This is a genomic window from Bradyrhizobium sp. USDA 4516, from assembly GCF_054055915.1.
The window spans coordinates 8,297,861-8,310,360 of record NZ_JBSRXT010000001.1 but is presented as its reverse complement, the minus strand read 5'-3'; the positions used below and the strand labels follow the sequence as shown (position 1 = coordinate 8,310,360).

Annotated in this window: 11 protein-coding genes and 1 pseudogene; 9 read left to right on the top strand and 3 right to left on the bottom strand. The window is 63.0% G+C overall.

Annotation, left to right across the window (positions count from 1 at the left end; all coding sequences use genetic code 11):
• The first annotated feature begins 6 nt into the window (after positions 1-6).
• Together ACVI1L_RS38495 and ACVI1L_RS38490 are read left to right on the top strand one after the other, a co-directional pair.
• The gene (locus ACVI1L_RS38495) at positions 7-783 is read left to right on the top strand and encodes a PP2C family protein-serine/threonine phosphatase (protein ID WP_057019587.1); all 777 of its coding nucleotides are present in this window, start codon (positions 7-9) and stop codon (positions 781-783) included.
• The gene (locus ACVI1L_RS38490) at positions 780-2,585 is read left to right on the top strand and encodes a serine/threonine-protein kinase (RefSeq protein ID WP_456785204.1); all 1,806 of its coding nucleotides are present in this window, start codon (positions 780-782) and stop codon (positions 2,583-2,585) included. The genes ACVI1L_RS38495 and ACVI1L_RS38490 overlap by 4 nt, the downstream gene beginning before the upstream one ends.
• Positions 2,586-2,593: 8 nt before the next feature.
• Here ACVI1L_RS38490 and ACVI1L_RS38485 read toward each other — a convergent pair whose 3' ends face one another.
• The gene (locus ACVI1L_RS38485) at positions 2,594-3,574 is read right to left on the bottom strand and encodes a DUF4424 domain-containing protein (protein ID WP_456785203.1); all 981 of its coding nucleotides are present in this window, start codon (positions 3,572-3,574) and stop codon (positions 2,594-2,596) included.
• Positions 3,575-3,662: 88 nt separating this feature from the next.
• Positions 3,663-3,959, bottom strand: a complete 297-nt coding sequence (locus ACVI1L_RS38480) for a hypothetical protein (RefSeq protein WP_253608182.1) — start codon at positions 3,957-3,959, stop codon at positions 3,663-3,665.
• 156 nt (positions 3,960-4,115) lie between these two features.
• Between ACVI1L_RS38480 and ACVI1L_RS38475 the strand changes: the two genes are divergently transcribed.
• The 3 genes from ACVI1L_RS38475 (at position 4,116) to ACVI1L_RS38465 (ending at position 8,428) form a co-directional block, all read left to right on the top strand.
• Complete coding sequence (locus ACVI1L_RS38475; protein ID WP_253589954.1) at positions 4,116-5,840, top strand: NHL repeat-containing protein; 1,725 nt, start codon at positions 4,116-4,118, stop codon at positions 5,838-5,840.
• Between the two features lie 141 nt (positions 5,841-5,981).
• A complete protein-coding gene (locus ACVI1L_RS38470; protein ID WP_456785202.1) occupies positions 5,982-7,760 on the top strand; it encodes a caspase family protein in 1,779 nt (592 codons plus the stop codon).
• A gap of 68 nt (positions 7,761-7,828) precedes the next feature.
• Positions 7,829-8,428, top strand: a complete 600-nt coding sequence (locus tag ACVI1L_RS38465) for a DUF4384 domain-containing protein (protein ID WP_229189324.1) — start codon at positions 7,829-7,831, stop codon at positions 8,426-8,428.
• A 198-nt stretch (positions 8,429-8,626) separates the two neighbouring features.
• Here the strand turns inward: ACVI1L_RS38465 and ACVI1L_RS38460 are convergent, their stop codons facing one another.
• The gene (locus ACVI1L_RS38460; protein WP_456785201.1) at positions 8,627-10,465 is read right to left on the bottom strand and encodes a caspase family protein; all 1,839 of its coding nucleotides are present in this window, start codon (positions 10,463-10,465) and stop codon (positions 8,627-8,629) included.
• Between the two features lie 264 nt (positions 10,466-10,729).
• On the opposite strand from ACVI1L_RS38460, the gene ACVI1L_RS38455 reads away from it, so the two are divergent.
• The 4 genes and pseudogenes from ACVI1L_RS38455 to ACVI1L_RS38440 all read left to right on the top strand — a co-directional run bounded on the left by ACVI1L_RS38455 (position 10,730) and on the right by ACVI1L_RS38440 (position 12,454).
• A complete protein-coding gene (locus ACVI1L_RS38455; protein WP_210183460.1) occupies positions 10,730-10,936 on the top strand; it encodes a hypothetical protein in 207 nt (68 codons plus the stop codon).
• Positions 10,937-11,086: 150 nt separating this feature from the next.
• Positions 11,087-11,644 carry a zinc metalloprotease gene (locus tag ACVI1L_RS38450; protein ID WP_057019579.1) on the top strand — a complete coding sequence of 186 codons (558 nt, stop codon included), beginning with the start codon at positions 11,087-11,089 and terminating at the stop codon, positions 11,642-11,644.
• An 87-nt stretch (positions 11,645-11,731) separates the two neighbouring features.
• Positions 11,732-12,183 (top strand): annotated as a pseudogene (locus ACVI1L_RS38445) (cupin domain-containing protein).
• A gap of 88 nt (positions 12,184-12,271) precedes the next feature.
• Positions 12,272-12,454, top strand: coding sequence for a hypothetical protein (locus ACVI1L_RS38440; RefSeq protein ID WP_168857061.1), 183 nt, complete (start codon positions 12,272-12,274; stop codon positions 12,452-12,454).
• Positions 12,455-12,500 lie beyond the last annotated feature (46 nt).

The window sequence follows — 12,500 nt, the reverse complement described above, 5'->3', positions numbered from 1 at the left end:
CGCGCGATGGCACACGTCCCTTCCTTGTTCGATGTCGGTAGCGTCACTCACGCCGGACGGGTGCGGGCGCGGAACGAGGATGCATGCCTGGTAAGGACCGACGTCGGCTTGTGGGCCGTCGCTGACGGTATGGGTGGTCACGAGGCGGGCGATCTTGCCAGCCGCATCGTGGTGGAGTCGCTTGATTCCATCGGCGCGCCGGACTCCGCGGCGGACCTGCTGGCGCAATGCGAGGCGCGTCTGTTCAGCGCCAACCAGCAGATCCTGGCACTCAGCCATGAAAGGCAGGGAGCTATTGTCGGGACCACAACGGCAGTCCTGCTCGTGCGCGACGGCCATTATGCCTGTATCTGGGCGGGTGACAGCCGGGTGTACCTGATCAACCGCCACGGCATCACGCAGGTGTCGCACGATCATAGCGAGCTGGAGGAACTGATCGCCGATGGCGCGCTATCGCGCGAAGAGGTCCAGGACTGGCCGAGCAATGCCATCACCCGGGCTGTCGGTGTCGTCGCCGACCCTGAGCTCGAGGTGGTGACCGGTAGGGCCGAACCGGAAGACATCTTCGTGATTTGCAGTGACGGCTTGACCCGGCACGTGCGGGACGACGAGATCGAGCAGCACGCGGCCACCCGCCTTGCCCAGGCCGCCTGCGACGACATGCTCGCGCTCGCACTTGATCGCGGCGGGCTCGACAACGTCACGATCGTGATCGTGCGATTGCTCGCGCCGCGATCCTCAGAGCCTACGAGGACGCCGCTTGATCGGGAGCCGCGACCATGACCGCGAACGATCCGTTTCGGTCATCCTACCGCGGTGTGCCGGCCGGCACGCGGCTCAACGGCATTTACGAGATCGAGGCGATGATCGGGGCAGGCGGCATGGGGGAGGTCTACCGATGCCGCGAGATCCAGACCGGATCGCCCGTCGCGGTCAAGATGCTGCTGCCCGACATGGTCGACAACGAGGCGGCGCTTGCGCTGTTCCGGCGGGAGGCCGCGGCACTTCACAATCTTCCGCACGAAGCAATCGTTCGCTACTTCCTGTTCACGGTCGAACCCGCACTGCAGCGCCCGTATCTGGCGATGGAGTTTGTGAACGGACGCTCGCTGTCGAACATGCTCGACGATGGGCCGCTGACCTTCGAAGCGCTGATCAAGTTGATGCGGCGGGTCGCATCGGGCCTTCAGGCCGCTCACGAGCACGGCATTATCCATCGCGATGTCTCCCCCGACAACATCATCGTGCCGCTCGACGATGTAAGGCGGGCGAAGATCATCGACTTCGGGATCGCCCGGTCGACGCAGGTGGGTGACAAGACCATCATCGGTTCCGGCTTCGCCGGCAAGGACAATTACGCGTCGCCGGAACAGGTCGGCTTGTACGGCAATGATGTCACCGCGAAATCCGACGTCTACAGCTTTGGTCTCGTGCTGTTCCATGCCCTGACCGGACAGAAGCTCGATATGGGCGGGAGCCAGTTTCAACTGGTGGAGAAGCGTCGGCGCGTGCCCGATCTCGGCGCGGTGGATATGCGCATCAGGCCGCTTCTCGAGAGGATGCTGCAGCCGGACCCGGCGTTGCGCCCGACCATGGCGGAGGTCGCCACCTGGACGCCGGCGGGTTCGGCGCAGCCGTCCGCCGCACCGCTCTATGGCTTCGATCCATTGGCGAAGTCGCAGGCTGGTTCATCTGCGCCGCAGGAGCGGGTGCCATCAACCACGCGGAACTCTCGCCGCATCTGGCTCAGCGCTTGCGTCGCGGGGCTGCTGCTTCTGCTGGGCGGCGGTGGGTACACCTTCTATAAATTTGTCTGGAAGACATCGGGCTTGGCGGCCTTGCCGCCACCTCCGAAACTCGCCGGGACATCCGCGCCGACGAGCGAGCCTGCTCCGCCACCGCCGGCACGTCAGGAGCCGGTGAAGCTGCCGTCTCAGCCGACGTTGACGCCGTCTCCGTCCCCCGACGGGCCGGGTCGAGCCGAGCGCATCCGCAAATATGTTGCCCAGTATGCGGGCGGCGACTGCTTCTTCATCCTGCCTGTTGCCGTGAGCTCAAGCGCAGCCGTCATTGAAGGCTTCGGCGCTTCGACCGCCCCGTTCGATACCTTCGACAAGGCGTTTCGAAAGGAGCAGGGATTTGAGGCTTCGGTCGGCGTCAGGCAGGTGAATCAGGCACAATGTCCGGCCGTCAAATTCCTCAGTCAGGTCGGAAGCGATCAAGCGCGGGCGCCGCGCATCAACCTGTCGGCGACGGAGCTGAAGGCCGGCGAGACCCTCAATGGGACCGTCGAGAATTTTGCCAACCGGGTGGTGGAACTGCTCATGGTCTCGGATCGCGGCGAGGTGCGGAGTTTGTCCTACCTCCTGAAGCCGGGCGTCGATTCGCTTTCCTTTGCCCTGCCGATGGAGCGTACGACCGGTCCGCAACTCCTGTTGGCCGTCGCAGCCCCGCGGGTTCTGGATTCATTGCGCCAGCCGCGACCGATGGCTGCCGACACATTCTTCCTGCAGGCAACCAGCGAAGCTCAACGCGGCAATGTGACCATCACCGCGGCTGGACGCTACGTGATGCTCACCAATTGAGCTGCCGTTCAGAACTTGCCGATCATCAGGATCTTCAGGTCGGCATCCGGCTTGAAGTCGCTCGCCGTGAACTGCCGCGCGTTGTCGGCAGATGACGGCTTGAGCCGCCCTGGACAAAAACTGACCAGACGGTCGTCGCCGCCCGGATCGATCGTCAACGTGAAGGACCGGATTGGACCCGCCCAGTTCGCACCCGTCTTGAGCACGTAGGAAATACGCCGCTCCTGCAGCTTTGCGGTGTTAGCCTGGCTGTCACCTGTGCGCTTGTCCAATTCGGCAAGGAAGGCATCCGTAACGCAATAATCTCTCCGGTATCGCTCGACTTCCGGGCCTAGCGCCGCGCTGTGACGCAGACCGGAGCGCAGGACCGTGTCGGGGCTGGAGCCGACGCTCGGGCGATATTGATGTTCGACCGTGACGGTACGCGCCGCTGGGAACACTTGCTCGCGAACAGCCGACGTCCTGGTTATCCAGCCGGGCGTGTATTGCTGGTGACCGTTGTCGCTCATGCCGGCAGGCATCAGAAGGCCATCATCGATCAGCTTCGTGCGGGTTGTCGCCGGCAGGTCGGCCACCCGTATCTCCCGATCACCGAGCGGCAGCAAAGGCAGCTTGAACTGACGGAGGAGGGCGGTGACATCCTTGTTGCCGACCATGGCGCGCTGGTCGATGGCCAGCGGCACCGGGTTGCCGTCGATCCTCGTCTCGAACGCGACGAAGTTGACCGGATCGCTCGATGGAAGCGCAATGCTCTCGGCTTCGGACAGATCGATGTCCGGCAGCGGAAAGGCGACAGTGAGCGCAACCGGCTTGCTCGTCTGGTTGACGAATTGGTAGCGAACGCTGACCCGGTCCAGCCCGATATGAAGCTCCTCGCTCGCCATGGCCACGTCCTTGGTGCGGACGAATTGCAGCCCGCCGATGGACAATTCGGCCGCCGAATCGTTCGCCCGCGCAGGCCAGCCGGTTGCGGCCAACAGGACGATCATCAAGGCTCGCGACCTCAACGACAGCCCGCTTAACGCTCCATTTGCCATGCCGGCCTCCATGCGGCGCCGCAGCGTCTGCCCGTGTGGGTCAATCGATCGCCTGGTAAAGGTCGCCCCATTCCGGTTTCCAGACGCCATCGGGGTCGCAAACCACGATCGCGAGCTTCATGTCATTGGCGAGACGGATTGCGCCGCGAAAGGCATCCTGGGCCGGCATATGGGCGCTGACCTGGTCGCTGCTCAGGCGACCTCCGCTTGCGGCGGCCGGCAACACGATTGACCCGGAGGCGCCGGCATTGTCGCGTCTCAAAACCAGAGTAATCGCGTCGGGCTGGATTTCACTGACTTGCTCAAATCTGTTTCTGGCCATGATTTTGCACTGCAAGCTGAAGGAGTTCGGACTATCACCGTCCAGTGAAAGAGTTGAACGGGATCGGGGTTGCTCGCCACTAATTGACGCTGCACTCGCGCAGTCTTGGATTAGGCAGTCTTGGATTAGTCGGACTGACGCCGCATTCGGTTCGGTTACATTGAGGCGGATATGCTTCGTCGATCTAGCTGGATCTGGCTCTCTATCGTCGGCGCGGCCATAGCTGCCACCGGGGCTAGGGCCGACGACGCGGTCGTGCGAAGCTTTGCCGGCGGTTCGGCTGCATCCATGGTGGGGATCGTCGCGGCCAGCCAGGACGTCGAACTCGCGGGCCCGCAAGCGCTCAGCGCTGACGGACAGGGAAATCTGTTTGTGCTCGATCAAATCAATGGCCGCATTCTGCAGTTCGACCCCAAGCAACCGAACACTGCTCCCGACATCCTGAAGATGCCTGGCGACGTCCAGCCCACCGACCTCGTCGTCCATAACGACGACATCATGGTTTGGGACGGCGGCGTGCGGATGCTGAAGGCGGCACCAGGACAGTCCACACGCGGGCTGGGCGGCGACGAGATCCAACTGGAGGAAGTCTCATCCCGCGGAACCGACGACCAGGTCGCCATTTCGGCCTTCGCACAGATGGGCTCGCAGGCGCTGAGCAGCCCGACCGACTTGCTGGATCAGAATACGCGCGCGGCCATCGTGAGGACGACGCGACAGCCCGACCGGCAATATATCGCCTCGCGCAGCAAGGGATCGGTGATCGCCGATATCATTCCCGACAAGGGCAATGCCGGCGTTCGGGTCGAAATCCAGACCATGGTCTCCAATGAGACCATCGGTCAGCTCGGCCTGCGCGTCCGCAACCAGCTCGGCACCGTGGAGTTTCTCGAGATCGACAACAGCGACCGCTTCTACGTGCTGGCCGAGGACATTCCTCCGTCGGGCAAGAATGCCTCCACCTTCGTCGCACGCTATGCCGCGAACGGACGCCTTGAGGGTATCTACGAGCTGCCGCTGGAGAACACGCCCGTGACCCGGCGGTTCGTCACCGTCTCGGGCGACGGCGACGTCTATTTTCTGCGTACCAAGCCGGATGGCGTCGAGGTGGTCGGTGTCGGCTTCCGCCCCCTGGGCAAGGTATCCGTCATTGACGTCAGGCCGTCGCGCACGGCGGCCGCGCCGGCGGCGGCGCGGCCGGATATCAAGTTCAATGCGACCGCCGCCGTGCGGCCGTCCAATCGCCAGCAGGCGATCGAGACGGCCTTCGCCTTTGAGGGCATCCAGTGGAAGCTGACACCGGCGAACTACGGTAGCGATCCCGACAGCCAATGCTCCGGTTTCAGTCGTATTCGCCGGCCGTGGTATCTGCAGGGCAAGGTAAACCAGGAAGTGCGCGGCGTGCCCTATTGCTGGGGCTGCCACGGTTCGCTTGCGAATTTCCGGCAGCGGATCGACGGCGGGACCCTGGCGGGCAATGTCTGCACCCGTAACGAGCCACGGCCGGATGTGGCGGGTGTCGACTGTTCGGCGTTCGTCAGTGCCACGTGGGGACTTTCCGTCCATTACACGACCGCTGCCATTCCCGCGATCGCCGCGCCCGTGACCAATCCCTGGGACCTCAAGCCTGGTGACGCCCTGAACAAACCGGGTTCCCACGTGATGTTGTTCCTGCGGTTCACCCCGGATCGCAAGGCCGAGGTCATGGAATCCTCGACGGGTGGCTGCAACGGTCGGGTCTGCCGCAACGTCTACCCGCTCGCGAGCCTGCTTGCGCGCGGTTACGTTCCGGTCCGCTTTCGGGCGTTCGCAGACGATCAGACGACCGTTTCCGCGAACGCCTATCAGGAGACCGAGGCGCCGACAGGCCGCAAGACGGCGAACAAACGGCGCTGAACCTGAGGTCTTGCCAAGGCTACAGATGAACATGGATCACCGCCTGCGCGCTGGTTTCCGGAGGTCCGGACGGCATTCCTGCCGCTCTGCCTTGCCGGTGCGGTTCCAGGGCGGACCTGCTTGATATCGAGGTGGATCGCGATGCGAACGCTCAGGGGCTTTGATCGAAGGACCGGTTGGCTGTGTGCCGCCATCCTGCTCGCCGCGTTGATCGGCCTGCAACTCCAGCGCGCGCATGCGGCGGGTGAACTGTCGATAAGCAATCCCGACGGTGCGGCGCTCCGGGCGCTCGTCATCGGGATCGACGACTACCAGCATGTACGCAAATTGAAGGGCGCGGTCGCCGACGCCAATGACATCGTGTCGAGCCTGAGGACCATGGGCGTCAGCGACGTGGTCGAGCTGACCAACGCACAGGCCGACCGGGCAAGCGTGCTGCGCGAGATCAGCTCACTGGTGGAGCGGACCAAGAGCAACGATCTCGTCTTCCTGTCGATCGCAGGCCACGGCACGCAGGAGCCGGAGCGGATCAAGGGCTCCGAACCGGACGGAATGGAGAACGTGTTCTTGCTGCCCGAATTCGCGACCACGCCCGCCGGGTCGGTCGAGCGCATTCTGGGAAGCGAATTCAACCATTTCATCCGGCAGTTCGAATTGCGCGGCGCAAGGGTGATTTTCGTCGCGGATACCTGCCATGGCGGCGGAATGGTGCGCGATATCGATCCGCGGGCGGCTGAGATGAGTTTTCGGCAGGTGCCCCGCTACACGCTGCTGGTCGATGAATTGAAGCCGGTGTCGAGCAGCGACGACCCGAAGTCCGAACTCGATCTCGACCACACCGCGTTCATCGCCGCGGTCGATCGGCACACCAAGGCGCCGGAAGTGCGGATTCCGGGGATCGATGGCCTGCGCGGCGCCCTGAGTTATGCCGTTGCGCGCGCCGTGGAGGGCAACGCGGACATCAATCATGATGGCAAGGTGACCCTGAAAGAGCTTTTCAGCAATGTTCGGCAGGTGGTCTATCAACTGTCCGACCAGCGCCAGAATATCGTGACGGTATCGTCGCCGGCACAGATGCCGGAAACCGAGGTCGCGTTCGAACTGACCCGCGGCGTGGTGCTGATCCAGGGGACGGCGGCGAGAGCTGCCTCCAGCCAGGTCGCTACCGTCGCGTCCGCCGAGAAGCAGACCCCTGCGCCGCCGGCCGTTACGGCCAAGTCGCAAACCGGTCCAACCAGTGCCGCTGCGACCGCCCCGGCCGCGCCCAGTGCCGCACTGCCGCCCTTCCGCCTCACCACGCCGATCCGCTTGGCAGCGCTTGACGGCAAGATGGGCTATTTCACCAGCGTCAAGCCGCAGGACGCCAGCGTGCAGGCCGTTCAACCGACTGATAATCCCGACCTGATCTGGGACCCCGTATCCCATGATGTGATCGCCTGGGGCGACGTGGTCGCCTATGGCGTCGACGTTGGCGGTTTGACGACAGTGGTCAACCGAACCGCGGCAATTCGGGAGCTGAAGCGCATGGCGACGCAGTCGCCGCAGCTGATGCGTATTTGGCCGGATGACCGACAGCAGCGCAGCGGACAGACCGTCGAGGTCGAATTGTCCGACGTCGGTTCGCGGGCGGTGCTGCTATTCAACGTGTCCGGTGATGGAACCATCCAGATGCTGTATCCGGTGGGTTCCGATGCCGCGATGGCTCGGTCAGCAAATCTGCGGCTGCCTCTTCGGGTAGGCGAGCCGTTCGGCGCCGAGCAGATCGTCGCGGTAACCTCGCAGCAGCGGATGGTTGATCTGGAGACGGTCCTGATGCAGCTCAACCGGCGCCGTGCCTCGGGGCAGGTGATCAAGAGTCTGGAGCGCTACCTGCCGGCGGACGCGCGGATCGCGTCAATCGGCTTTTTCAGCGTTCCCTGACGAAGCTGTGACAGCCGGTCATGTCGCCAGCGAAACTGGTTTCCCGCAAGCAATCCTGGTTCGCGATCGTGCTGCTGCTGGCAGGAGGCGGGGCCGCGTGGGCGACGCCGCCGCCATCGGCCGCTCCATCGGCAGGTGCGACGAATGCTCCGTTGCTCTGGCGCGTACAGGCCCCGCGCGGCCCGGCAAATGCCGCCGGCGTGGCGCTTGAAATCCTGCCGGGTCCAACCGTCAACATTGGCGGCAAGGTGTCATTCGGCGTAACCGCCAGGAAGCCGGGCTATCTGATGCTGGTGGATGTTGATGCGGACGGGCGGATGTCCCAGATCTTCCCGACTGCCGAGCTATTGGCGCAGTCGGTCGGACCCGACATGAATCTTGTCAAGCCTGGCGTCCAATTCATCGTTCCGACCCCGGCGGCACAGCAACGTGGATTTGAATATGTCGTCGCGCCGCCGGCCGGGTCCGCCGTGATCGTTGCGATCCTGAGCGAGCGACGCGTGCAATTGCTCGATCTGCCGGACATTCAGCGCAAGCTTCAGGGGCCGGCCGACACGTTGAGCTATCTGTCGGATTGGACCAGTCAGCTGCGGATACCGGACAGCGGCGGCGGAAGACTGTTGCCGAACAATTGGTCGTTCGACATCAAATCATACTCCATCAAGTAGGTAAGCGATCGCGTTGCTCCGGCTACTCGGGCGGTTGAGGAGGCCGTCGCGCGCGATCATGTGGTGAATATCCTTGTGGCGGAGGCTGCTGTTCGGCTTCTTGCATGCAGGGCCCTGCGGTTTGGCTCCGTTGCCCCCGGGCATGACCGATTGCGGAGGAGACGGCGGCCCGATCTCGAGCGCGCCGCCGTGGCCGTCCTAGTTGCAGACCTCAACATTGCCGGTACCGCCGCCGGGACCTCCGCCGCCACGGTAATCGAGATGACATCCGCGACGGACCGGGCGGCATAGATAAGCATCACACACGATCTGGCCGCTGCCACCCGAGGGTCTCGCAGTCGCCTGTCGTCGGGGAGTGTCGGCTTGCGGCTCGGGCCTCTCGCGGACCGGACGATCGGCGCGCGACGGGCGCTCATCAATGTAACGCTTTGCCACCGGCTTTTTACCGCGCCGCTTCTCGCATTCGTTATCCTCGTTCAGGAACGAGCCCTCGGCGCAGGTGATCTTGCGGCACTGGTCGCCGTCGGCCTTGTAGCCATGTTCGCAGATCAGCGGGCAAACCCGGGCCGGCTTCAGCTTGATCGCATCGAGCGCATCGAGGCTTGCAAGCTTGACGTCAAATTTGGTTCCGGCGTGCCGGTTGAACAGGGTCAGGGAGCGACGCGAGGCCGCGTTCCAATCACCGTCGATGGAGCCCGTGAAACAGCCAACCCGGTTCAACTCGCTCTGCACCGATTTGGCAAGATCCTCCTGCGGCGGCGCCGTGTTCAAGGCGGCAACCTTCGCGCCCTCGCTATTCAGCGATGGGGTAGCGGTTGCAATATTATCCGGCTTGGCGCTGTCGACCACAGGTCCGTTCGTGGAAAGCATGGCGACCGTTGAGGTTTGGGATGCGGTCCGCTTCCGTTCAGCCTCGGCAGCTTGGTCCTGCGCCGCCTGCTTTGTTCTTTCTGCCGCGATACGGGCATCCTCCGCGGCCTTGAATTCTGCGGCCGCCTTTTCCTGCTCCGCTCGCTGGGCACCTTCGGACGCAAGCCGAGCCTTCTGCTGCTCCGCTTCCTGCGCTTTCCGGGTGGCGGTAACGCGTGCGTCCTCCGCGTCGATCTGGTTGAGCTGAAGCTTGGCCAGATTTGAATAATAGCCGTCGGGGTGCTGGGCGAGAAACGCGCTCATAGCGGCCTTGTTACCCAGTTGCAGGGCCAATTCGTAGTCGCGACGAATCTCCGACGAGGCGTTAGCCGGCGGCGGCGCCGGCTCTTCTGCCTTTGGCACGAGGGCAACGTCCTCACCGCCCAGTGAGCCGTAAACGTAAGGCTCCTGTCGGTTGCCGGTCGCTTGCAAGACATCATCGCGGACGAAGCCGAAAGCCCTGCGCAGGTCCAGTCCAGGCTTTGCGATATATTTCACCAGCGCTGTCGCGTAGGGACTGTTCGTGCTGTTGCCGTCGAGCGCGGTCAGTCCGGCCTTCGCCGCAAACGCGATCAGCGTATTGGATACGGCGGGTTCTACCCGGGCGAGCCCGCGGCTGATCGCGCGCGAAGCGACGGTTCGCTTCATGGTGTCGGCGAAAGGATTGTTGCGGCAGGCATCAACGATCACGACGCGGAGCTGCTTGGCGGGCTCGATGGCCAGCAGGACACGATCGAGCGAGAAGGCCTCGTCATAGATATCGGTGTCGCGTTCAAGTCTGGCATCCGTCGGGATCAGATAATTCGTCCCGTCGATCTCGATTCCGTGACCTGCATAGTAGACGATGGCGATGTCTGCATCGCGAGCTTGATCGGCGAAATCCCTCAGTGCCCGCCGCATGTCGCTCGAGGTCAGGTTCAGCCGAGACTCCACCAAATCGAACCCGGCGCCCTTCAAGGTCGCGGCGATAGCGGTGGCATCATTGGCAGGATTCGGAAGTAATGGCGCATTTTGATAGTTCGAATTGCCGACCACCAAAGCCACTCGCTTCGTTGCCCAGGCTGGCTGAGACGCCAGGAGAACCGAAGCAGCAAGAACAACAAGAACTCGGAGGAGCGTGTAGCGCATGGCGAACGTCCAAAATCGGCTCGAAACAACGGCAGCTTTATCGAAGGTGGCCGCGCGCAAACTCCACTGCGTCAAGCGTTACGGGCGCCGGCATACCTCCGTAGAGAACAAACTTGAGTCCAATCCATTCCTGATGTTGTCGTCCGGGGCAGCGAGATTGTTCAAGGATACACCGAAGCGTGTAGGGCCGGTGGTGCACGGCCGAACAAATGTCAATTGACCTGTAAGATATTGAAATATCTGTCTTTTATCGTTAGCGCCGGAATGGCTGGCAGTGCCGGCATCCGCCTGGGCTTCGCCAAGCTGAAGTTCCATCTCTCGATAGTGATCTCGGAATTGAACTCGCATGCTCAAGCGATGCTCGTGCCGGATCGTCAGCGTGTGACGGCCGCGTTGTTAGTCTCGGTGGCGTCGACAAGGTTCAGCCCGTTCGTCTCGGCCGTTTGTCGCAGCCTCGAGCCTCTTCCATAGGAGCGCGAACTGCGTCTATCTGGAAGCAACGCCGATCCGTTCGAGCTGAGACGTGCGAGTCCCGAAAGAATCGAAATCTGCGTCCTCGGGATCCGGACGTCGACGTGTGGACGCCCACCGCAGGTGTCGTCGAAATCTCTGGAGACGCACATGTCTATTCCACTGAAAATCTACATTACGCCATTTGCCGAGAAAGGTGTCGCCGAGCCGCAAAAATGGAGTGGCGAGGCCGCCAAGAAGGCACTGGATGTGGTCAATAAGATCTGGGCGAAGGCCAAGATCGCGTTCGTGATCAATGATTACGTGGAAGATAAACCGCTCGATATGGCGAAGAGCGCGCGCAACAATGATCAGCGCGTGCTGGATGTTCTCAGTTTCCGGCATGCTCCCGACAATGCGGTCCACATCTATCTCGTCAATCCGATAGTCAATCTCTCGGCTGGTGGCGGCTCGTATCTTCATAGCGATCCCGAGCCGGCAAGCTTTGTCCAATGGTATGGCAATGACTTTGCCAACGGACGCGCGTGGGCCCATGAACTTGGGCATTTGATGAGTCTCGACCACGTCGACGTAGATTACGCCGATGAGAAGCAGGCCGCCCTGCGCAGCAACTTGATGACGAAGGGATTGAGCGTGGGAAGCGATTTGACCGGTCAGCAGATAAGCACGGCCAAAGGTTCAAAACTGGTGAAGCGATTTGGCGGCTGACCTCGGAACTTCCTGCTGCCGCCTTCCATGAAACCAATTGCAGTCGGCCCGATCGCTCGTTCGCCCGCCAACCGCCGGAGAGACGCCATGCCCAAGGTCGACCTTGCAAACGTGCCGGAGCGCAAGGGGACCGGCTATCCGGCGGAGTTCGCGGCGCCGTGCGCCGAGCGGGTGCGGCAGCGTCTCGGTGATGCCGGCGGGCTCGCCGACTTCGGTGTCAACCTGATGCGGCTGCCGCCCGGCAACTGGTCGAGCCAGCGCCACTGGCATTCGGATGAGGACGAGTTCGTCTATGTGCTCGCAGGCGAAGTGGTACTGGTGGAAGACGGCGGCGAGTGCTGCGGGCCGGCGATTGCGCGGCGTTTCCGAAGAACTCCGGCAACGGGCATCATCTGATCAACAGGTCGCAGAAGACGGCGACCTATCTCGAGGTCGGATCGCGCTCGCGCGCCGACGTCATCACCTGCTCCGACATCGACATGATGAGCCCGAGCTCCGACGGCCGCTTCCTGCACAAGGACGGCACGCCGTACGAATAGCCCCACCTGTCGCGCCGCGCACGAAATCGGGCGTTGCGGATTGGCCGGCGAAGGACCAATGTTCCGGCGAGGAGCTTTGGTCGCGTCCATGGCGGAATGGTATTTCATCTGGGTCGACGGTCCGCGCGGACCCGAGCCGCAGAAATGGTCGTCGGATGCGCTGTGGGGCCAGCTGGCGCGTCAGGACGTGATCGTGCGTTTTCCCCTGAGCGATCGCGAGGCCGAATTGTCGCTCGACCAGCTCGCAAGGCTGCACCCGGTGCCGCAGTGAGCTGCGCCGCAGTTCTTTCCGTCGACGTTCGATCCGCCGGGGTGAA